Origin of the sequence: Rhizobium leucaenae USDA 9039, from assembly GCF_000426285.1 — a bacterium.
In the GTDB taxonomy this organism is placed as follows: Bacteria; Pseudomonadota; Alphaproteobacteria; order Rhizobiales; family Rhizobiaceae; genus Rhizobium; species Rhizobium leucaenae.
In genome coordinates, this window is record NZ_AUFB01000007.1 from 207,280 (window position 1) to 227,947 (window position 20,668).

Annotated in this window: 18 protein-coding genes and 1 other RNA gene; 7 read left to right on the forward strand and 12 right to left on the reverse strand. The window is 60.1% G+C overall.

The window, feature by feature from the left end:
• From K290_RS0113355 to K290_RS0113400, 11 genes are all read right to left on the reverse strand, one after another.
• Entirely contained in the window at positions 1 to 1,461 is a 1,461-nt protein-coding gene (locus tag K290_RS0113355; protein ID WP_028752398.1) for a UDP-N-acetylmuramoylalanyl-D-glutamyl-2,6-diaminopimelate--D-alanyl-D-alanine ligase, read from the reverse strand.
• Positions 1,458 to 2,924 carry a UDP-N-acetylmuramoyl-L-alanyl-D-glutamate--2,6-diaminopimelate ligase gene (locus K290_RS0113360; protein ID WP_028752399.1) on the reverse strand — a complete coding sequence of 489 codons (1,467 nt, stop codon included), beginning with the start codon at positions 2,922 to 2,924 and terminating at the stop codon, positions 1,458 to 1,460. The genes K290_RS0113355 and K290_RS0113360 overlap by 4 nt, the downstream gene beginning before the upstream one ends.
• Positions 2,925 to 2,988: 64 nt before the next feature.
• Complete coding sequence (locus K290_RS0113365; protein WP_028752400.1) at positions 2,989 to 4,737, reverse strand: peptidoglycan D,D-transpeptidase FtsI family protein; 1,749 nt, start codon at positions 4,735 to 4,737, stop codon at positions 2,989 to 2,991.
• Positions 4,737 to 5,279, reverse strand: coding sequence for a cell division protein FtsL (gene ftsL, locus K290_RS0113370; protein WP_028752401.1), 543 nt, complete (start codon positions 5,277 to 5,279; stop codon positions 4,737 to 4,739). Before ftsL ends, K290_RS0113365 begins: the two co-directional genes overlap by 1 nt.
• 1 nt (position 5,280) lies before the next feature.
• A complete protein-coding gene (gene rsmH, locus K290_RS0113375) occupies positions 5,281 to 6,306 on the reverse strand; it encodes a 16S rRNA (cytosine(1402)-N(4))-methyltransferase RsmH (protein ID WP_028752402.1) in 1,026 nt (341 codons plus the stop codon).
• A 14-nt stretch (positions 6,307 to 6,320) separates the two neighbouring features.
• Positions 6,321 to 6,761 (reverse strand): division/cell wall cluster transcriptional repressor MraZ, encoded by a 441-nt coding sequence (gene mraZ / locus K290_RS0113380; RefSeq protein WP_028752403.1) that lies wholly within the window; start codon positions 6,759 to 6,761, stop codon positions 6,321 to 6,323.
• A gap of 429 nt (positions 6,762 to 7,190) precedes the next feature.
• Positions 7,191 to 7,590: RNase P RNA component class A (rnpB, locus tag K290_RS35865), an RNA gene on the reverse strand.
• A 67-nt stretch (positions 7,591 to 7,657) separates the two neighbouring features.
• Complete coding sequence (locus K290_RS0113385) at positions 7,658 to 8,851, reverse strand: NAD(P)/FAD-dependent oxidoreductase (protein WP_028752404.1); 1,194 nt, start codon at positions 8,849 to 8,851, stop codon at positions 7,658 to 7,660.
• Positions 8,852 to 8,933: 82 nt separating this feature from the next.
• The gene (locus K290_RS0113390) at positions 8,934 to 9,491 is read right to left on the reverse strand and encodes a lytic transglycosylase domain-containing protein (protein WP_028752405.1); all 558 of its coding nucleotides are present in this window, start codon (positions 9,489 to 9,491) and stop codon (positions 8,934 to 8,936) included.
• 265 nt (positions 9,492 to 9,756) lie between these two features.
• Positions 9,757 to 10,518, reverse strand: a complete 762-nt coding sequence (locus tag K290_RS0113395) for an N-acetylmuramoyl-L-alanine amidase (RefSeq protein WP_028752406.1) — start codon at positions 10,516 to 10,518, stop codon at positions 9,757 to 9,759.
• On the reverse strand, positions 10,515 to 11,222 hold the full coding sequence (locus K290_RS0113400; RefSeq protein WP_028752407.1) for a J domain-containing protein: 708 nt from the start codon (positions 11,220 to 11,222) through the stop codon (positions 10,515 to 10,517). Before K290_RS0113400 ends, K290_RS0113395 begins: the two co-directional genes overlap by 4 nt.
• A 287-nt stretch (positions 11,223 to 11,509) precedes the next feature.
• On the opposite strand from K290_RS0113400, the gene K290_RS0113405 reads away from it, so the two are divergent.
• The 3 genes from K290_RS0113405 to K290_RS0113415 all read left to right on the forward strand — a co-directional run bounded on the left by K290_RS0113405 (position 11,510) and on the right by K290_RS0113415 (position 14,725).
• Positions 11,510 to 12,715, forward strand: coding sequence for a pyrophosphate--fructose-6-phosphate 1-phosphotransferase (locus K290_RS0113405; protein WP_028752408.1), 1,206 nt, complete (start codon positions 11,510 to 11,512; stop codon positions 12,713 to 12,715).
• Between the two features lie 66 nt (positions 12,716 to 12,781).
• Positions 12,782 to 13,417 carry a LysE family translocator gene (locus K290_RS0113410; protein WP_028752409.1) on the forward strand — a complete coding sequence of 212 codons (636 nt, stop codon included), beginning with the start codon at positions 12,782 to 12,784 and terminating at the stop codon, positions 13,415 to 13,417.
• Positions 13,418 to 13,531: 114 nt separating this feature from the next.
• On the forward strand, positions 13,532 to 14,725 hold the full coding sequence (locus K290_RS0113415; RefSeq protein WP_028752410.1) for a transglycosylase SLT domain-containing protein: 1,194 nt from the start codon (positions 13,532 to 13,534) through the stop codon (positions 14,723 to 14,725).
• A gap of 10 nt (positions 14,726 to 14,735) precedes the next feature.
• On the opposite strand, the gene K290_RS34190 is transcribed toward K290_RS0113415, so the two are convergent.
• Positions 14,736 to 16,148 (reverse strand): serine hydrolase domain-containing protein, encoded by a 1,413-nt coding sequence (locus K290_RS34190; RefSeq protein WP_051264047.1) that lies wholly within the window; start codon positions 16,146 to 16,148, stop codon positions 14,736 to 14,738.
• Positions 16,149 to 16,339: 191 nt separating this feature from the next.
• On the opposite strand from K290_RS34190, the gene K290_RS0113425 reads away from it, so the two are divergent.
• The 4 genes from K290_RS0113425 (at position 16,340) to K290_RS0113440 (ending at position 20,593) form a co-directional block, all read left to right on the forward strand.
• Positions 16,340 to 17,587 (forward strand): BtaA family protein, encoded by a 1,248-nt coding sequence (locus K290_RS0113425; RefSeq protein WP_028752411.1) that lies wholly within the window; start codon positions 16,340 to 16,342, stop codon positions 17,585 to 17,587.
• A complete protein-coding gene (locus K290_RS0113430; protein WP_028752412.1) occupies positions 17,584 to 18,258 on the forward strand; it encodes a class I SAM-dependent methyltransferase in 675 nt (224 codons plus the stop codon). The genes K290_RS0113425 and K290_RS0113430 overlap by 4 nt, the downstream gene beginning before the upstream one ends.
• A gap of 219 nt (positions 18,259 to 18,477) precedes the next feature.
• A complete protein-coding gene (locus K290_RS0113435) occupies positions 18,478 to 19,269 on the forward strand; it encodes a glycoside hydrolase family 25 protein (RefSeq protein WP_028752413.1) in 792 nt (263 codons plus the stop codon).
• A gap of 79 nt (positions 19,270 to 19,348) precedes the next feature.
• Entirely contained in the window at positions 19,349 to 20,593 is a 1,245-nt protein-coding gene (locus K290_RS0113440; protein WP_028752414.1) for a lytic murein transglycosylase, read from the forward strand.
• Positions 20,594 to 20,668 lie beyond the last annotated feature (75 nt).

Sequence of the window (20,668 nt, forward strand, 5' to 3'; positions counted from 1 at the left end):
CTAAAGCCCCTGATGGGAGTGGGGCTCCGTGTCGGAAAATGCTGGAAACTTGTCAAGCAAAGCTGCCACGATCTTCCCGAATCCTATCCCCAACGACGATTTCACCATCAAAACGTCGCCAGGAGCGACCGAGTTGAGCACGAATGCCGAGAGCTCCTCCGTAGTCTCACGGTATTCGACATGAACACTTTCCGGCAGCGCATCCCTCAACGCTGCCATCTCCGGACCAGCCAGCCAGACATGCTCGATACCGGCCGCCAGCAGCGGACCGGCAAGATTGGCATGCACCCTCTGGGCATAATCCCCCATTTCCAACATGTCGCCGAGGATGGCGATGCGCCTGCCCGCTCTGACGCCGACATTGGCGTCCGGCGAAGATGTCGCAAGCAGCGCGATGGCCGCGCGCATGGATGCGGGGTTGGCGTTGTAGCTTTCATCGATCAGCGTGAAATATCCATTGGCGAGCGCGCGCTTGTGGCGCTGCCCCCTGCCCCTTTCCGCCTGCAGCGTCGCCAAGGCATCGACCGCCTTGTCGAGATCGGCCTCGACGAGCATCACCGCCCCGAGAACGGCAAGCGCGTTTTCCGCGATATGCCTCCCGGGCGCGCCGATCGCCACTTCCATCGTCTCGCCGCCGATCGTCAGCCACAGTGTCGAATTCTCTTCCGAAGCATTGAATTCCGCGAGCCTCACGTCTGCCTTGGCATGCTGGCCGAAACTGTGCACATGCTCGACGCCGGCGGCCAACGCAGCGCGCTCCAGGAACTCGAACTGATCGTTGTCGCGATTGAGGATGACGTGACCGCCCGGCACGACGCCATCGAAAATCTCCGCCTTGGCGGCGGCAATCTCGGTGATGTTCTTGAAATTGCCGAGATGAGCCGGCGCAATCGTGGTGATGATCGCCACATGCGGCTGCACCATCCCGGTCAGCGGACGTATCTCCTCCGGATGGTTCATGCCGATCTCGAAAACACCGAAATCCGTATCCTGAGGCATTCGCGCCAAGCTCAGCGGCACACCCCAATGATTGTTGAAGGAAGCGACGGAAGCATGCACCGTGCCAGAGGGCGAAAGCGTCCGGCGCAGCATTTCCTTCGTAGTGGTTTTGCCGACGGAACCAGTGACGGCGATGATGCGGGCATGTGTGCGCTGGCGAGCGGCAACACCTAGCCTGGCGAGCCCAGCCAATACGTCGTCGACCACGATCTTCGGCACGGTCAGCCGGCCCATCGCAGGCAGCCGCGCCTCGCTGATCACGATCAACGCCGCACCGTTCGCCATCGCCAGGTTGGCATAGTCATGGCCATCGACGCGATCGCCCTTGATGGCAAAGAATGCCTCGCCCGGCTTGATCGAGCGGCTGTCGATGGAAATCCCCGTGACGCCCTCAGGCAGCGCTCCGAAGGAGCGGCCCGCAATGGCGGCGATCATGTCTTCAGTTGTCCATAGCCAGCTCAAGACTTTACCTCCTCCAGTGCTTTGCGCAGTTCGGCATGGTCGGAGAAGGGCAGCGTCACGCTGCCGATCGTCTGACCTTCCTCATGCCCCTTGCCCGCGACGATCAGCGTATCGCCGGATTTCAGCATGCCTACTGCCTCACGGATCGCCTTGGCGCGATCGCCGATCTCGGTGGCGCAGGGTGCTGCGGCCATGATCTCGGCACGGATTGCCGCCGGCTCCTCCGAGCGCGGGTTATCGTCGGTGACGACAACCACATCGGCCAGACAACAGGCGATTTCACCCATGATCGGCCGCTTGCCGCGATCGCGGTCGCCGCCGCAGCCGAAGACCACGATGACGCGGCCGGTGGTGAACGGCCGCACCGAGTTCAGCACATTTTCCAAAGCGTCCGGCTTGTGCGCATAGTCGACATAGGCCAGCGCGCCGTCATGGGTATGACCCACAAGCTCCAATCGCCCGGGAGCACCAGTGAGCTTTTCCAGCGCCGCCATCGCAACCGGCGCGGCAACGCCGGTGGACATGGCAAGACCCGCGGCAACGAGCGCATTGGCGACCTGGAAATCGCCGGCAAGCGGAATGTGAACCTCGAAAATATCGTCGCCCACATGCACTTCCGCGATCTGCTTATGACGGAAATGCTCGACGCGCTTCAGCGCCAGGAAATCGCCCTTGCGTCCGACGGTACGTATCTCCTGACCGGCGTCGCGCGCAGCCGCGATCGCCTGCTCCGACCATGCATCGTCGGCAAAGATCACCGCCGGCGAGCCTTTCGGCAGCAGATCCCTGAACAGCCGCATCTTGGCGGCCATGTAGTCCTCGACTGTCGGATGATAGTCCATATGATCGCGGCCAAGATTGGTGAAGGCGGCAGCGGCGAGCCTGACGCCATCGAGGCGGAATTGGTCGAGACCATGGCTGGAGGCTTCCATCGCCGCATGGGTGACGCCCTCGTCCGCAAGCTCGGCGAGCAACTGGTGCAGCGACACCGGATCGGGCGTCGTCAGCGAACCGTAGTCATTGCGCCTCGGCGATATGACGCCGGTTGTTCCGATCATTGCCGCCGGATGGCCCGCATGCGCCCAGATCTGACGGGTGAAGGAAGCGACCGAGGTTTTGCCGGCCGTGCCGGTGACGGCGACCATCGTTTCCGGTTGCCGACCATAAAAGCGCGAAGCAGCGATAGCGAGGAAACGGCGGGGTTCCGCAACGGTCAACAACAGCGGCACACCGGCGGCGGCAGCGCCGTGGCCGGAGACGACCACAGACGCGCCACGCGAAATGGCATCGGCAATGAAACTTGCGCCGTCAGCCTTCGTGCCGGCGACAGCTACGAAAGCCATGCCGGGTGCAGCCTTACGGCTATCGGCGGAAAGGCCTGTTATCTCAAGATCGCCAAGTGCCCCGCCGATTTGTTCGTTGAGTTCCGGAAACGCATTTCCGGCAATATCCCGCAAGTTCATCGAATATACTTTTCGTTCTTGATCAGTCCGCCCCTCGCGAATCGACCCGTGTATTCTTTCACGCTTAATAAGACACCAGCAAGGCGGAGTTACCGTTTCCGAAACTGGGCTGTATTCCAAGGATGGGCGCTGCCCGGGCGATGATGTCGCGAGCGATCGGCGCGGCCGTGTATGCCGAAATCGTACCGCCATGTTCACCGGTCTTCGGCTCGTCGCAGAAGGTCATGATGACATATCGCGGATTGTCGATCGGGAACGCAGCCAGGAAGGTGTTGAAATTCAGCGTATGCGAGTAACGGCCGTTGACGACCTTGTCGGCCGTGCCGGTTTTACTGCCGACGTCGTAGCCGGGTACGCGGGCGGCGCGGCCGGACCCCTTGGAGCCGTTGAAATCGAGCAGGAAGCGAATGTCGTCGCTGGTGCTCTTCTTGACGACGGTCTTGGCGATCGCATCAGCCTGCTCGCGGCTGCGCGGCAGGAAAGTCGGTTCGATCAGCTTGCCGCCATTGACGAGGGCCGCACCGGCAACCGCCGTCTGCAGCGGCGTGGTGGAGACACCGTGACCGAAGGAAATGGTGATCGAGTTGATCTTCTTCCACACGTGCGGCTGCGTCGGCATCTTCAATTCGGGCAGCTCGGTGTCCATCTTGGTGAGCAGCCCCATCCGGGTCAGGAATTCCTTATGCGCGTCGATACCGACGAGGTCGGCAATCTTTGCCGTGCCGATGTTGGACGAATATTGGAAAATTTCCGGAACGGTCAGCACACGATGCTGTCCATGGAAGTCATGAATGGTGAAGCCGCCGATACGGATCGGATTGGTGGCGTCGAAGGCGTCGCGCAGGGTCACCTTGCCGGAATCAAGCGCCATCGCCATGGTGAAGGTCTTGAAGGTCGATCCCATTTCGAACGTGCCGTTCGTCATACGGTTGAGCCAGCCTTCCGCAGCGCCTTCGTTCGGATAGTTCGGATCGAAATCAGGTGCCGACGCCATGGCCAGCACTTCGCCGGTGTGCGCGTCGAGCACCGCGGCCCCCGCACCCTTTGCCTGGAAATTATTGACTGCGTTGACGACGGCGTCATGGACGATGTCCTGCACGCGCAGATCGATCGACAGCTTTACCGGCTGCAGCGGCTGGTCATTGGTCATGCCGGCCGCCGCGAGATCGGCGAGCCCCTGGTCGTCGATGTATTTCTCCATGCCGGCAACGCCGCGATTGTCGATGTTGACGTAGCCGAGAATATGGGCAGCGGTCGAACCGCCGGGATAAAAGCGGCGCTTTTCCGGACGGAAACCGATGCCGGGAATGCCGAGCGCCAGGATCTGGCTCTGCTGTTTCGGCGTCAACTGGCGGCGAAGCCAGGCAAAATGCGAGGTTTTGACAGCAAGCTTCTTATAGGTGCCCTTGGTGTCGAGATCGGGCAGGACGGTGCGCAATTCCTCGACCGCCTCGTCGGGATCGATGATCTTGTTCGGTTCGGCAAATAGCGACACCGTGCGGATATCGGTCGCAAGCAGGGCACCGTTGCGGTCGACGATATCGGGGCGCGATGCCATCAGCCGGTCCGGCGGCAGAATGCTCGACGTCGTATCCGGCGGCGTCATCGCAAATTGGGCAAGGCGGCCACCGATGATGCAGTAGACGACGGTAAAGCTTGCGACCAAGAGAACGACGCGGCTCTTGGCCTGATTGGACTTGCGTTTACGGGCGCCTTCGAAGGTCGAGCTGCCGCCGTCGTTCGGCCGGTTATTGCCGTCGGTGGAGAAATGCGCCTTGCTTTTCAAGACCATGATGCGCGAAAGAAAAGACATCACTCGTCCACCGATCCCGTTGCGATATTGTCGACTTCTTGTTTTTTGCGCTTCAGCAGCGATGGCGCTTTGGCGACCGGACGCGGCGCGGGAGCGGCGGCGACATCGGCAATCGCCTTCCTGATCTCAGCATCCGTCGTGTCTCCGTTCTTCGATGCTGCGCCGGCACTTGCGTGGGGCTTCGCGCTTCCGGCCTTGGCCTTGCCGGGCTCGACCGCATCCTTGGCATCGGCAACCGTTTCCGGTGGAAGCTGTGAACGGAGCATCGGCAATTCGCTCGGCTGCACAATCGCGGTCGACAGCGTCGGCTGCAACTTGAGCTCGTTGCTGTAATTGTTGACCAATCGTTCCAAGCGGTTCGGCTGCACAACCAGTGCCCAATCAGCCTTCAGAAGCTCGATCGTGTCCTTCTCCAGCTTGATTTCCGATTCGAGACGGTGAACCTCTTCGAGTTTCAGCTCGGCACGGTGCTTGATCGTGTAGGTGACAGTGGCCATCGCTGTCATGACGCCAATCAGAACGATGTCAAAAGTCTTCAGCATATCAACCTCCGAGCTTTCCGAGACTGGCGAGATTGGGCAGATCGAAGATCGAGAGATCGGCCGCCTCAGCCGGCACCGCGGTACGAAGACCCGCGCGCAGCTTCGCCGAACGCGCCCGCGGATTAGCTTCCGCCTCCGCATCACTCGCGGAAATCATCGACTTACCGATCGGATCGAAGGTCGCTAGGCGCTCATGAACCATCGGCATATGGCGGGAACCGGCGGCGCGGCCGGAGCGATCGGCGAAGAATTTCTTGACGATCCGGTCTTCCAGCGAATGGAAGGTGACGACAACCAGGCGCCCGCCCGGCTTCAGCACGCGCTCGGCGGCAAACAGCGCCTGCGCCAACTCGCCAAGCTCGTCGTTGACGAAGATGCGTAGCGCCTGGAAAACTCGGGTCGCGGGATGGATCTTATCCTTGGCCTTTCGCGGCGTGACGATTTCGATCAGCCCGGCAAGATCGCGCGTCGTGACGAACGGCGTCTCCGCCCGACGCTTTTCGATCGCATGCGCAATGCGCGGCGCCTGCTTTTCTTCACCGAGGAAGGCGAAGATGCGAATGAGATCGGCCAGCTTGGCACGGTTGACGACATCTGCCGCCGATACGCCGCTTGCCGACATGCGCATGTCGAGCGGGCCGCTCTTGTTGAACGAGAAGCCGCGTTCGGCTTCATCGAGCTGCATGGATGAGACACCGATGTCGAGCACGACACCATCGAGCCCGCCTTGCGGCGCATGATCTGCAAGCTGCGAAAACTGCGAATGAATGAGAGAAAGGTGACCGGCATGCGCGGCAACCATTACCTGCCCCGCCGCGATCGCCGTCGGATCACGGTCGAGTGCGATCACATCCGCGCCAGCAGCCAGAATAGCCGAAGTGTAGCCGCCCGCGCCAAACGTGCCGTCCAGAATGAGCTTGCCGGGGGCTGGCGCCAACGCCTCAAGCACCTCCGCAAGAAGAACCGGAATGTGGCGAACCGGTCCGCCACCGGCATCAGTCGAGCCTCCGCCAGGATTCGCCGCCATTCCGTTTCCCCGTTCTATTCCGAGCGCCGGCCCGCCAGCTTGCGCCCCTCTCGTGCCTGCGCCTGCAAGGCCTGAAAGGCCTCCGGCTGCCATAATTGAAAATGATCCGCTCGCCCGACGAAGGTCACCTCGTTGGCGATGCCGGTGAAGCCGCGGATAAAATCCGTGACCATCAGCCGCCCTTCCGCATCGAGCTTCATGAAGACCCCGCCCCCGTGAATGAGGAGCGACATCTCGTTCGCCGGCGGCGAAAAAGGATCGTCCGCCGCAATCTGCCGCTCGAACCGATCGAGCAGATCGAGACCACCGACACTGATCGCCGGAAACACAAAATCCTGGAAACAATATAGCTCCTGGATATTGCGCTCCGCCAGCACGGACCGAAATGCCGCCGGCACTGAAACCCGGCCCTTGGCATCGATCCTGTTGGTTGCATTCGATAGGAAGCGGTTCATGACGCGAAACACCCGTTTCCCATGACATACGGGCGATCATTCGCCCGCAGACATAGCCAAAATCGGACACAGCTTCGCAAGCCGAAAGAGAGAATGCTCTTCCGACACCTCCAAGAATGGAGGGATCATGGCTTTGCGATGAATGGGCGCTGATTTGCCCTTGTGCAGTGTGCTTTTGGGATACCATGGGACCATTTGGGCGTCAATGGGATGAAGCCACGGAGACGTGGCCACAGCCTTAATATTCATAACCCGTTAAGTTTAACGAAAGGTTAGGATTGCCTAAACCGAGGAGCCAAAGCGGATTGTTTTCACAGCCGAAAACGCTCCCTCCGACATGCTTGGGAGACTGAAAACCAACGCTTTTGGCGGTCCGAGAATTTGTTTGCACAGGGGCGAATGGAGAGCACCGAGATCAGCGAAGGAAAATTTGCCAGTTGGCCTGTAAGCCGGGTTCTGTATGGCTCCGGCCGAGGCCGGAACGTGGCAGCCATTCATCTGGGACGACGCTTGCGCGCCGCCTCGTGCAACCCACCCGGATGACCGGCCCGGAAACGGGCTGGACCGCTTTCGCGATCCGCGTCATCCCTATTCGGTTTTGCTCCCGGTGGGGTTTACCGTGCCGCCGCTGTTGCCAGAGACGCGGTGGGCTCTTACCCCACCCTTTCACCCTTACCCGATCCGAAGACCCGGCGGTTTGCTTTCTGTGGCACTTTCCCTGAGGTTGCCCCCGCCGGACGTTATCCGGCACCGTGTTTCCGTGGAGCCCGGACTTTCCTCACCCCACCGCCTTTCGGCATTGGTGAGGCGCGGCTGCCCGGCCAACTGGCAGGGCTCCCTTAGCCGAGAGCGCCGGCAATTGCCATCGAAATATGCAGCTTTATCCCGGTTCGGACCTAAGCGCGGAAATGTGCAGAAAAATCCGTGCGGTAGCCGTCGTCCTTGATTCGGCCTTCGAGCAGCAGCTCTGCACCGAGCCTGCCGATCTCGTCCGAACTCTTTGCCGCCGTGCCGCAGCCGCCGGTCAGCACCGCAATGCGTGGTGACGACGTGTAACCGATCATGGGATAGCCGGTCGGCGAATAGGAAACGACACAGGAATTGGTGAAGGCCGACGGCCCTGTGATGCTGGGAACCAGTTCATGGATGATCCGCGTCAGGTGATCGCGTGCCTTGTCGCGGCCGGCGGTTCGAAACCACCAACGCAGATCCGGTTCGCTTTCGAATTGGAGGTCGTCCGGATCGCCGCCGATCTTGATGTAGTATTTTCCATCGGGATAGCGGATTGGCGGCAGTAGATAGATGCTGTCGATATCGTCAGGCTTAGACGATATCAGCGACGGCATGGCCGAAAGCGCCTCGGCCTCCGTCTCGCTCACTTCGAAGAAAGTCACCGTGCGACCATAAACCTTCATCTCAACCGGCTGCGGCAAGAGACTCTCGGCAATGGAGAAACCGCCGGCGGCGAGCAGGACTTTCTCCGCCCGGAACGTCTCGCCTTCCGCCGTCGTGACCACCGCCAGTCCACCCTCGTCGCGGATGGAGACAACGGTCTGCTTGATGATGCGAGCCCCGGCCTTCTCCGCCAGCAACGACTGCGCCTTTACCAGCCGCCGCGGGCTGATATGTCCGGCACCGTGCGGCTCATAGACTCCCTCGCTGCCGTCAGCGAAGGAGAAGAAGGGGAATTTCGCTTTCAGCCCGGCATCGTCCAGAAGCTCAGTCCGGACGCCGAGCCGAGCTGCCGCGTCGACGACATTGCCGACATAGGCATCTCTGCCGCCTCGTTTCGAACCGACCACAAGGCAACCGACCGGAGCATAGAACTGGATGCCGCTGTCGCGCTCGATCTCGGCATAGCGAGCGATCGAGCGGTTAGCGAGCCGAGCCCAATCGGCGTCGGGATCGATGGTGCGGGTGATCCGACCTTCGTCGTAATGACTGCCGAAAACACCCTGATGGTTCGCGCGATCCTCCGGCTCATCCGGGCCGATGACGGCGACACCCTTCACTCGTTTGGCCAGATGGCGGGCGGCAGCCGCCCCCATCATCCCCCGGCCGACGACGATGAACCTGAAATCCGCTGCCATGTCATGCCCCTCGCAAATGATCGCAAATTCGATAACATGAAAAGCGGTTACTCCCTATCCGCAATCCTCTCAAAAGCTCCGGTTAATCAAGGAGCGCCAGCACCTTACCGCAATATTTCTGCGAGACCGGATTCATGCGCGTCGCCGCGTGGCCGGCATTATATTTGAGGATGGTATTGCAAGTCGGGCCGCCGCCAAGTTCCTGCGCCGCGGCGAGGTATTTCATGCCGAACTTGATATTCGTCTCGGGGTCGTAAAGTCCCTTGGCACTGCCCGAATAGCCCATCAGCCTCGCGGTGGCAGGTTTGATCTGCATCAGGCCGATCTCGCCGGCGCTGCCGCGCCGTTTTGGATTGAAATTGCTTTCGATCTGAACGACCGCGGTCGCCAATTCGACCGGCACGCCATTCTGCTTGGCGTATTTGGCAATCAACGCCGAATAGGGATTTTGTGTCGTGGAGGAATTTTGCACATCACGCAATTCGGCAGGGACACCCGGCATCGGATAGCCGCTCGTACGCGTGATGATCTGCAAAGGAAGGGTCGTGGTTTTTTCGCCGTGCGGGTCGGCAAAGGCGCAATCATATCCTGTCAGCAGCACGCTCAGGCATGCTGCTGCCGCAACGATCAGATTTTTCATGTAGTCTTTTGTCTCCGGGCGCGGAACCGCGGACAGCACTAAGCCATCAGTCCGGCGGGAGGCAAAAAGAGCCGCCGGAGTGCACGATCCCCGTTAGTCTTTACGGCCGCGCGACACACAAACTAATTTGCGCGACCGCCGTTCAGCGGCGTGGTTAGACCAGCGCAATGCGGAGATAATAGGGAAATGATGTGGCGTTGCAGCACGTTACGCATTTTGAGCGTGACGGCACCTCTATCAACACAAAACGACAGCTTGCCTTCCCTTAGGAAAAGCGAGGCAGCGCGGACAGCAAACGATGCAGCGTATCGATGGTCGAAAAATCGGCGATTCCATCCACCCGCTCCTGACGGAAATGGCGCTGGAAAGCTTCGACGTCTCCCTCCAGTTTCGTGGAGAATTCCCCTGTAATTTCCGTGCCGTAACCGTAGAGCGAGAGCATGGATTGCAAAGCCTCGATGGGCTGGCCGACATCGCCCCTCTGGAAGAACCGCCCGCCGGTGATCGGCGCCGGTTCGACCCAGTGGCCGACGCCTGCTGCGGCCAATCGTGCCCATGGGAATTTCTCGCCCGGATCAACCTTGCGGACAGGGGCTACATCGGAGTGTGCAAGCACACGCTCAGGTGCAATTGCCCAGCGATGGCCGCAATCACGACACAGTTCGATGACCGCTTCGATCTGCGCATCGGGGAAGTCCGGCAGTCCGCCAGGGTGGCCGGCATTGGCGATTTCGATGCCAATCGACAGGGAATTGATGTCGACCTCCCTCTGCCAGACACTCTTGCCGGCATGCCAGGCACGGCGTTCCTCCGGCACGAGTTGGATCACACGTCCGTCCTCAAAGACGAAGTAGTGGCTCGACACCTGGCTCTCGCTACGACAGAGCCAGTCAAGCGCGCCTTCGGCCGTACCCATGCCCGTATAATGCAGAAGAATCATGTCCGGCTTGCGCCCGTCCCGCCGCTCGCCATGGTTCGGCGACGGCTGCACGGTGGCGCCGGAAAAATCGGCCGCGAAGGAACTCATGCGGCGCGGCGTTCTTTCTCGATTTCCGCGTAGGCTGCGTTGAGCGCCGCCATGCGCTCGTTGGCAATCAGATGGAATTCTTCCGGCACGCCGCGCGAGACGAGACGGTCGGGGTGATTCTCATAGACCAGGCCATGATAGCGGCGGCGGATGGTCGTGAAATCGTCCTGCGGCGACACGCCAAGCACCTTGTAGGGATCCCTGCCGGCGCTGACATGGCGCGCCATGATCTGCTCGAACCGCTGCTCGCTCATGTGGAAGATCTGCGCAATGTGCTGCAGAAACGCCATTTCCTTCTCGTGGATCAGGCCGTCTGCCTTGGCGATATGGAAGAGACCGTCAAGCACGTCTTCCAGCACCGGGCAGTTCTTCGCACAGGTGACGCACAGCGACGATAGCTTCTCCGCATAGGCTTCATACCCGGCGACATCCTGGCGCGCCAAATTGTAAAGACGTGCAACATTCTTCGCCTGATCCTGCGGAAATTCGAAGATCTCGCGGAAGGCATTCACCTCGTTTTCCGTCACCACGCCGTCCGCCTTCGCCATCTTGGCGGAAAGCGCGATGATCGCGACGGAAAAAGCCACCTTTCGGCGGGTCTCCGGATCGCCTTCGAACAGCGTGCGGATGGCTTCAACCACCGCCGACAGGGCATTGCCAGCGGTGCCACCAACAGCATTCAGCAATTTTTCCCAAAACGACATGATGGTCTCGACTACCCCTTCTGAATAGGAAACACGTTGATCAAATAATGGTTGCGATTGCAAGGAGTCCATTGGTCGCATAATCGAAAACACTTTTCACAATTCGGTAATGATGGCGTGTTTTGAGGCCGCGATTTGCGATGTGGCGCGACCGGGCGGCTCGCCGCCCGGATGAAAAAACAAGCGCACGTTTCTTAAATTCTTTACTTTACAGCCATGCCCGCCTGTCGCATCCATTCGGGCGGCAATCACCGAAATGAAGCAGTCCCGCTGCAAGGAGGATCCCCATGGCCAAACAGAAAGTCGCAATGCTCACCGCCGGCGGATTGGCGCCCTGTCTCTCTTCTGCTGTCGGCGGTCTGATCCAGCGCTACAGCGACGTGGCGCCCGATCTCGACATTATAGCTTATCGCTCCGGTTATCAGGGCGTTCTGCTGGCTGATCGCATCGAGGTGACGCCTGGCATGCGCGAGCGTGCACATTTGTTGCACCGCTACGGCGGCTCCCCGATCGGCAACAGCCGCGTCAAGCTCACCAACGCCGCCGATTGCGTCAAGCGCGGCCTTGTCAAGGAAGGCGAAAATCCGCTGCGCGTCGCCGCCGAGCGCCTCGCCTCCGACGGCGTCACCATTCTCCACACGATCGGCGGCGACGACACCAACACGACAGCGGCCGATCTTGCCGCCTATCTCGGCGCCAACGGCTACAACCTGACCGTGGTCGGCCTGCCGAAGACGGTCGACAACGACGTCGTGCCGATCCGCCAGTCTCTCGGCGCCTGGACGGCGGCTGAAGTCGGCGCGCATTTCTTCGATAATGTCAGCAATGAACAGACCGCCGCACCGCGCACCCTCGTCATCCATGAAGTCATGGGCAGAAGCTGCGGCTGGCTGACGGCAGCGACAGCCCGCGCCTATATCCAGAAGACCAGCGGCAATGAATATGTAGATGGCTTCATGATGAATGCCGCGATGAAGAGCATCGACGGCCTCTACCTGCCGGAAATGGCGTTCGACATTGAAGCGGAAGCCGACCGCCTGAAGGCCATCATGGATAAGACCGGCCAGGTGACGCTGTTCGTTTCGGAAGGCGCCGCCCTCGAGGCCATCGTCGCCGAGCGCGAAGCTGCCGGTGAAACCATCAAGCGCGATGCCTTCGGCCATGTGAAGATCGACACCATCAATGTCGGCAACTGGTTCCAGAAGCAGTTCGCCACACTTCTCGGCGCGGAGCGCTCCCTGGTGCAGAAGTCGGGCTACTTTGCCCGCTCGGCGCCCGCCAACGGCGAAGACCTGCGCCTGATCCAGGGTATGGTCGATCTCGCCGTCGAAAGCGCATTGAATAAGGTCTCCGGTGTCACCGGCCATGACGAAGGTCAGGGCGGCAAGCTGCGCACCATCGAATTCCCGCGCATCAAGGGCGGCAAGCCCTTCGATCTGTCCTTGCCATGGTTCGCCGAGGTCATGGATCATATCGGACAAAAATACGCATAGTCCTAATTGACGGATTACAAATCCAATGTCTTTGCTGGCGGCGAATAGGAATAGAGGGAGGATTCCATGTCCATCGAAACCTGGCTCGCTTTCGCCGCCGCATCCTGCATCATGCTGGCAATCCCCGGTCCGACCATTCTCCTTGTGATTTCATATGCACTCGGCCACGGTCGCAAGACGGCGCTGGCAACGGTAACCGGCGTAACGCTTGGCGATTTTACGGCGATGACTGCTTCGCTCGCTGGTCTTGGCGCTCTTCTCGCCACCTCGGCGACTCTGTTTACGATTCTCAAGCTGATCGGCGCAGCGTACCTCATGTTTCTGGGAATCAAGCTCTGGCGCGCTCCGATCGTGACGGGTCCGATGGGCGATAATGACAATCTTCCCGAAGAAAAACCGCTGAAGATTTTGCTGCACGCTTACGTTGTGACTGCCTTGAACCCGAAGAGCATCGTCTTCTTCATCGCCTTCGTGCCGCAGTTTCTCGACCTCTCTAAGCCCTTCCTTCAGCAAACCGTTATTTTGGAGGCTACTTTCCTCACCCTGGCCGCGCTGAACTCACTCGTTTACGTTTTCGTCGCCGACATGGCGCGCGGTTTTATTCGCAAGGCAAGCGTGCAACGCGTCGTCAACCGCACGGGTGGAACCCTGTTGATAGCGGCCGGCGCGGTAACCGCCGGATATCGCCGGATGGCTGCTTAATGCCGTCCAGGGTTGCGGGGCGATCACGGATAGGTTAATGGGGGATTCATAAATTTATCAACCCTGTGGCTGATTTGCACCGCAGGGCGGTATGGTTTTTTCGAAAGTGACAGAATGGTAACGATCGGATTTCCCAGCCTAAAGCGTAGCGTTGCCTTTTCGGCAATGATGTGCGGCGTCCTGGCAGGGTGTGCAAGCACTCAGCAGCAAACGTCCCAGGCAGAACTCCCGTCGGCACAAACCAACGTGCCGCATCCGAATACAAACCCGGCTACGGTCGGTGCTGCATCGCCCACGGGCGGCGCAGCGGTGGCTTCTTCCACCACACCGGCAACAAGCCTTCAGACTCAGCCTCAGCAGCAGGCAGCAATGATGAAATCGGGCCGAGTTGGCGCCAGCCCGGTCGATCAGAATCAGATCCAGTCAGCGCAGAACCGCATGGGTGCTCCGACGGCTATTGGGCCGAATGCGGCCAACCAGGGCACCGTCGCCATAGCGGCTGTCACCGGTACGCCAGCAGCGAACACACCGGCAGCGACCGGCACACCGGCAGCAAACGCATCCGCCGCCGCGGCCTATGCGGCTTCCGACGAACCCGTGGTCCCCTCTGTCGTCGCCATCCCGATCCCGAATCCGGCACGTCCGGGCGATACCGCGCTTCTGCCGGTGTCGGGTTCCGCGGCCCAAGGTCAAGCAACCATTCCGATGACATCGGACGTGGCGGCCATTCAGTCCGTCGTTCCGACGCCCCGCCCCGGCGAAGATGCGCCGATCATGGCGCCGGCCGAAGTCGCTTATGCCGCGCCCATGCAGATTGCCGGCATGGGTTATGCGGACACGCGCATGCATTACGATTTCAACTTCGATGCCAGCGGCCCGACGGTCGTTTCGGCGGTGCTGACCCCTCAGAATTACGATTCCGATGTGCCGCCGGAGGAGAAGAGCTACGTTTCGAGGCTCATTCAGAAATACGCCAAGCTTTACGAAATTCCGGAATCCTTGATCCATCGCGTCGTTCATCGCGAAAGCCGCTACAATCCGAAGGCCTATAACCGGGGCGGTTATTTCGGCCTGATGCAGATCAGATACAACACGGCCAAGTCGATGGGTTATGAAGGTCCGCCTGCAGGCCTGCTCGATGCGGAGACCAACATCAAATATGCCGCGAAATATCTGCGCGGCGCCTGGATGGTGGCTGACAACAAGGCCGAGAACAAAGAAGTGAATGCTGTTCAGCTCTATGCGCGTGGCTACTATTATGATGCCAAGCGCAAAGGCCTTTCGGACGTCGCCCAGGGCAACTACTGATTCGGGCGGATCACTCCGCCAGCTCCGGTTGGGCCATCTCCTGACCGGCGCTGGTAATATCCAGAATCTTCTTCAGCAGAAGTTGCGGCTTGTAGTCCAGCCAACCCGGCGTCAGGCCCATGCGCACGAGCACGAGATTGGCTGAGGGCACGATGGCGACGCTTTGGCCATCATGTCCGAGCATCCACAACGTGTCCGCCGGCAGGCCGAACTGCGCGTTCGATCCACCAGGGCCGGCAAGCCAGGCTTGAACCTGCGTATAGATGCCTTCCGAAGCCGTCGTCGGGGTGCGCATCGCGCCGACAAAGCCTTCCGGCAACAGGCGCTGGCCCTTCCAGACACCATCCTGCAGCAGGAATTGCCCGAAGCGCGCCCAGTCGCGCGGCGTCGCATAAAGATAGGAACTGCCGACGAAGGTGCCGCGTTCATCGGCCTCCAACACAGCGCTGGACATGCCGAGCGGCGCAAACAGCGCTTCACGCGGATAGGCGATCGCAGCACTCTCATTCGGAAGCTTGTTCATCCAAAGCCTTGAGAGCAGCGTTGCCGTGCCGCTGGAATAGTTGAAGCGCTCGCCGGCGGCCGCCTCTTGAGGCGCATTCGCCGCAACCCTCGTCGAGTCGGGATCGAGATAGAGCATGCGCGTCACGTCGGAGACGGCACCATAGCCCTCATTGAAGGCTAGGCCGCTCTCCATGCTGAGGAGATCGCTGAGCTTGATGTTCTTGCGGGCATCGTTGCTCCATTGCGGCAAAAGGTTCTGATCGTCGAAGGACATGCGGCCGGAAAGCATCAGACGGCCGATGATGGCGGCATTGACCGTCTTGGTCATCGACCAGCCGATCAACGGCGTGCTTTTGTCGAACCCGTCGCCATAGGCCTCCGCGACGATATGGCCGTTCTTGACCACGACGATAGCGCGCATGGCGGGACCGGCAAAGTCCTGATTGGCAAGGAGCTTCGAGAGCGCCCGCCCGGTTTCATCCTGGCCCAGCGCAACCCTATCGCCATCCGGCCAAAGAGAATCGCTCTTGGCCGCCCTCACCTTATTGAGGAATACCGCGCTACGCGCCGCCGGCAGATCACCGTCCGGAACCGTCGTGCAGCCGAGCGCGCCGCGGTAAAGCGCATAGTTTGGTGCAAACATGCCGAGGAAACGCGCGGTGACCACGCCTTCCTCCCGATTGACCGAAACCTGGACAAGCTTCAGCGCCGGATTACCTGGCGCCTGCACGTCATCGGCCATTATCCGCTCGGGATCGCGCCTGGCGATAAAAGTATTCGAGCAGACGATCTTGGCGGCGTAGCCGTCGCCGACTCTCAGCAATTCCGGCGGCCAGACCCATAGCCAGACGGCACCGCTCGCGACAATGATCAGCAACAAAAGAACAAGAGCCCCGATCACTCTCGATATCAAACGCATATCACACACCCTCCGAAGGTTTGCGGAGACAATCAGGAAACGCTGCAATATGAAAGACCTATCCTCGTCGCAGCTTTGCAAATATCGGCGAGACCATCCTTTGGGCCGAATCTGCCAACAGCCCACGTCATCAGACTGTAGCATTGCCGGGTTACACGCGCTGAACCTGACAAATCGGTGACAAGACTCAGATGACGGAATTTGCCCCGGATGCCGGTCTCCACAAGAATCGGAAACTCAAGGACGCTCTGCTGCAACACAAGGCGCTGTCGAAGGCCGGCTTTTCCGAGCGCCTGTTCGGCATGTTGTTTTCCGGGCTTGTCTATCCGCAGATCTGGGAGGATCCGGATATCGACATGGAAGCGATGGAGCTTCAGCCGCACCACCGCATCGTCACGATCGGCTCCGGCGGCTGCAACATGCTCGCCTATCTCTCTCAGAACCCGGCTTCCATCGATGTCGTCGACCTCAATCGTCACCATATCGCGCTGAACAAGCTCAAGCTCGCCGCCTTCCGGCTACTGCCCGGCCATGCCGATCTGGTGCGCTTCTTCGGCACGCCGAACGTTAGCGCCAACAGCCAGGCATACGACCAGTTCATCGCGCCGCGCCTCGATCCGGCAACCGCCGCTTACTGGGATGGCCGTGACATGTATGGTCGTCGTCGCGTCACCGTGTTCAACCGCAACATCTACAAGACCGGCCTGCTCGGCCGCTTCATCGGTGCTGCCCATGTGCTTGCCCGCCTGCACGGCGTCCGCCTCGCCAAGATGACGGAAGCACGCACCGTTCGCGAACAGCGGCAGTTCTTTGACGACGAGATTGCGCCGATCTTCGACAAGCCAATGGTGCGCTGGCTGCTCGGCCGCAAGAGCTCACTTTTCGGCCTCGGCATTCCGCCGCAGCAATATGACGAACTTGCAAGCCTCGCCGGTGACGATTCCATATCGGGCGTCCTGAAGCACCGTCTGGAAAAGCTGGCGTGCCACTTCCCGATGCGCGACAATTATTTTGCCTGGCAGGCCTTCGCGCGGTGCTATGCCGGCCAGCACCAGGGGCCGCTACCAACCTATCTGCGGCCCGAGCACTACGCTGCCATTCGCGCCAATGCCGACCGCGTCGACGTTCACCATGCCAACTTCACCGAACTCCTGGCCTCCAAGCCCGCCGCTTCGCGTGACCGCTATATCCTGCTCGATGCGCAGGATTGGATGACCGACGAACAGCTCAACGATCTCTGGGCGGAAATTACCCGCACGGCCCGTGAAGGCGCTCGCGTCATCTTCCGGACCGCTGCCGAAAAGAGCATCATCGAAGGCCGCCTGTCTCCAGCTATTCGCGAACAGTGGGTCTATTTCGAAGAGCGCTCGCAAGAGCTTAACGCCCGCGATCGCTCGGCGATTTACGGCGGCTTCCACATCTACGGGAAAAAAGCGTGAGCCAGGCGGATACAGGTCTTCAGACGAGCTCGGAGAATCATGCCGGACTGATGGACGGCATGTACCGCTACCAGCGGCACATCTACGACCTGACCCGCAAATATTACCTCTTCGGCCGCGACCGCACCATTGCGAACCTCAACGTGCCCAATGGCGGTTCGCTGCTGGAAGTGGGCTGCGGCACCGGCCGCAACATGTTGCTGGCCCATCGCCGCTTCCCGTCGGCCAGGCTTTACGGCCTCGACATCTCCCAGGAGATGCTAATCTCGGCCCGCAACAATTTTCGCGGCCTGAAACAGGTACCGGACTTCCGCGTCGCCGATGCCACCGCCTTCTCGGCCGCGGATTTCGGTGCCGACGGTTTCGACCGTGTGATGATCTCCTACGCGCTGTCGATGATCCCCGACTGGAAAAGCGCAATCGATGCCTCGCTGGATGCGGTCGTTCCCGGCGGCGAACTGCATATCGTCGATTTCGGCCAGCAAGAGCGCTTGCCCGGTTGGTTCCGCACCATGCTGAAGGGCTGGCTGAAAAAGTTTCACGTCACGCCGCGGGCCGATCTCCGCGACATACTGGAAGAGCGGGTTCAGGCGCGCGGCGCGAAGCTCGCATTCGAGCAGATCGGGCGGGGTTATGCCTGGAGAGCGGTCGTCACCAAGCCGAGCGCCTAGCCAAAAGAGCGGAATTTGGCATGGAATCCGCTAATACCGCATTCCAAGTATAAGAATTTACTTGAAGATAACGCATTTTTTACGTTGATATGGTTAAAAAGTGGCGAGGCCGGCTGAAAACAGCTTGGTCCTTTGCCTCTTTTGGATTTTTGGGGACCACACATCACGGAAAGCCAAGTCTTGGGGCAGCAAGATTACTCGCGCCATAACGGGATATCCATGCGCAGGCTTCTGTCATGCTTACTGCCGCTCGCCCTTCTTCTGAATAGCTGCACTATGGGGTATGACAGCTTTCAGACGGCCTCGATACCGAAGACGCGTTTCAAGGACACGAAGCCGCAGGATTTCGGCCGCGACCATCCAGAACGCCACCCGATCCATGGCATCGACATTTCGAAATGGCAGGGCGATATCGACTGGCAGTCGGTGAAGGGCTCAGGCATCGCCTTCGTCTTTATCAAGGCGACGGAAGGCAAGGATAGGGTCGATGACCGCTTCAACGAATATTGGCGGGAAGCAAATACAGCCGGCATTCCCTATGCGCCCTATCATTTCTACTATTTCTGCTCGACGGCGGACGACCAGGCCGACTGGTTCATCCACAATGTGCCGAAGAATGCGATGATGCTGCCGCCGGTGCTCGACGTCGAGTGGAACGCCGAATCCAAGACCTGTCGCACCCGGCCCGATCCGCAGACCGTACGCATAGAGATCAAGCGCTTCATGGACCGCCTGGAAGCCTATTACGGCAAGCGCCCGATCATCTACACGTCTGTCGACTTCCACCGTGACAATCTGGCCGGCTATTTCAAGGACTATCATTTCTGGGTCCGCTCGGTCGCCAAGCATCCGACGGTGACCTATGCCGATCGCCCCTGGGCCTTTTGGCAATACACCTCGACGGGTTTGATTCCGGGTATCAAGGGGCCGACGGACATCAATGTTTTTGCCGGTTCCGAACAGAATTGGCACGACTGGGTGGCGGTAGTAGAGAAGAAAGGAAATTCTTGAGACTGCCTGAACTTCTCTCTTGCTTCTGTCACAATCTTCTGTGAAAGCGACCCTATTCTATCAGCAAAGAGGATCGCTCATGGCCCCCTATACCATCAGACGCAGCGCACTCGCGTTGGTCTTCGCTTCAGCCATGGCAAGCGTGGCAATGGCTGAGAACGCGACTCCAACCGCGGCGCCGAATGCAGGTGGAACCAGCGCCCCACAGGCGCCTTGCGGCGGCGACCTCTCGTCCTTCCTGGCCGGCGTCAAGGCCGAGGCGATCGCCGCCGGTGCCGATGCTGCGGCCGCGGACAAGACGCTCGCCGGTGCTCAGATCGACCAAAAGGTCCTCTCCATGGACCGCGGCCAGGGCGTTTTCCGCCAGACGTTCCTCGAATTCTCGCAGCGCACCGTCAGCCAGGCCCGCCTCGACATCGGCCGCCAGAAGATCAAGCAATATGCCGATGTCTTCGCCAAGGCAGAGCAGGACTACGGCGTGCCACCCGGCGTCATCACCGCCTATTGGGCGATGGAAACCGATTTCGGCGCCGTTCAGGGCAATTTCAACACCCGCAATGCGCTCGTGACCCTCTCCCACGACTGCCGGCGCCCCGAGTTTTTCCGCCCGCGCCTGATTTCATATATTGAAATGGTGCAGCACGGCGACGCCGATCCGGAAACCACGACGGGTGCATGGGCCGGCGAAATCGGCCAGACGCAGATGCTACCGCCCTCGATCATTGCTTTCGGTGTTGATGGCGATGGCGACGGCCATGTCAATTTGAAGACAAGCGCACCAGACGTCATTCTCACGACGGCGCGATACATCCAGAGCCTGGGCTTCCAGCGCGGCCAACCCTGGCTGCAGGAGGTTACGGTGCCGGATAATCTGCCCTGGGAAAAATCCGGCCTAGGCGGCCCCCTCACCGCCGCCGACTGGTTCCAGCTCGGCGTCAAGCCCCGCGACGGCAACACGAATTTCGGTTCGCTGCCGGCTGCCCTCATCCTGCCGCAGGGCCGTAAGGGCCCGGCTTTTCTTACTTATCCCAACTACAACGCCTATCTCGAATGGAACCAGTCGTTCATCTACACGACATCCGCAGCCTATTTCGCCACCCGTTTTGCCGGCGCTCCAACCTACAATAAGGGCACACCGGAAGCGGGTCTGAACGATGGCGATATGAAAGCGCTTCAGACCAAGCTCACGGCACGCGGCTACGATGTCGGCAAGATCGATGGCATTCTCGGCTCGGGCACGCGAGTCGCTGTTCAAAAGGAACAATTTCGCCTCGGTCTTCCCGCCGACGGTTGGGCGACGCAATCATTGCTGAACGCGCTTTAAGCGCTATTGCCCTGGTATAGAAAGGCGGCCTCTGGTCGCCTTTTTCCGTTTTATGGACCGGCAACTATCCGGTGC

What these genes read in the sequence shown, in the direction of transcription:
- K290_RS0113425 (WP_028752411.1), top strand. Translation starts at nt 16,340, where the DNA reads ATGACGGAATTTGCCCCGGATGCCGGTCTCCACAAGAATCGGAAACTC.
- K290_RS0113400 (WP_028752407.1), bottom strand. Translation starts at nt 11,222, where the DNA reads ATGTCGTTTTGGGAAAAATTGCTGAATGCTGTTGGTGGCACCGCTGGC.
- K290_RS0113435 (WP_028752413.1), top strand. Translation starts at nt 18,478, where the DNA reads ATGCGCAGGCTTCTGTCATGCTTACTGCCGCTCGCCCTTCTTCTGAAT.
- K290_RS34190 (WP_051264047.1), bottom strand. Translation starts at nt 16,148, where the DNA reads ATGCGTTTGATATCGAGAGTGATCGGGGCTCTTGTTCTTTTGTTGCTG.
- K290_RS0113360 (WP_028752399.1), bottom strand. Translation starts at nt 2,924, where the DNA reads ATGAACTTGCGGGATATTGCCGGAAATGCGTTTCCGGAACTCAACGAA.
- K290_RS0113390 (WP_028752405.1), bottom strand. Translation starts at nt 9,491, where the DNA reads ATGAAAAATCTGATCGTTGCGGCAGCAGCATGCCTGAGCGTGCTGCTG.
- mraZ (WP_028752403.1), bottom strand. Translation starts at nt 6,761, where the DNA reads ATGAACCGCTTCCTATCGAATGCAACCAACAGGATCGATGCCAAGGGC.
- K290_RS0113410 (WP_028752409.1), top strand. Translation starts at nt 12,782, where the DNA reads ATGTCCATCGAAACCTGGCTCGCTTTCGCCGCCGCATCCTGCATCATG.
- K290_RS0113415 (WP_028752410.1), top strand. Translation starts at nt 13,532, where the DNA reads ATGGTAACGATCGGATTTCCCAGCCTAAAGCGTAGCGTTGCCTTTTCG.
- K290_RS0113385 (WP_028752404.1), bottom strand. Translation starts at nt 8,851, where the DNA reads ATGGCAGCGGATTTCAGGTTCATCGTCGTCGGCCGGGGGATGATGGGG.
- K290_RS0113440 (WP_028752414.1), top strand. Translation starts at nt 19,349, where the DNA reads ATGGCCCCCTATACCATCAGACGCAGCGCACTCGCGTTGGTCTTCGCT.
- ftsL (WP_028752401.1), bottom strand. Translation starts at nt 5,279, where the DNA reads ATGCTGAAGACTTTTGACATCGTTCTGATTGGCGTCATGACAGCGATG.
- rsmH (WP_028752402.1), bottom strand. Translation starts at nt 6,306, where the DNA reads ATGGCGGCGAATCCTGGCGGAGGCTCGACTGATGCCGGTGGCGGACCG.
- K290_RS0113395 (WP_028752406.1), bottom strand. Translation starts at nt 10,518, where the DNA reads ATGAGTTCCTTCGCGGCCGATTTTTCCGGCGCCACCGTGCAGCCGTCG.
- K290_RS0113405 (WP_028752408.1), top strand. Translation starts at nt 11,510, where the DNA reads ATGGCCAAACAGAAAGTCGCAATGCTCACCGCCGGCGGATTGGCGCCC.
- K290_RS0113365 (WP_028752400.1), bottom strand. Translation starts at nt 4,737, where the DNA reads ATGTCTTTTCTTTCGCGCATCATGGTCTTGAAAAGCAAGGCGCATTTC.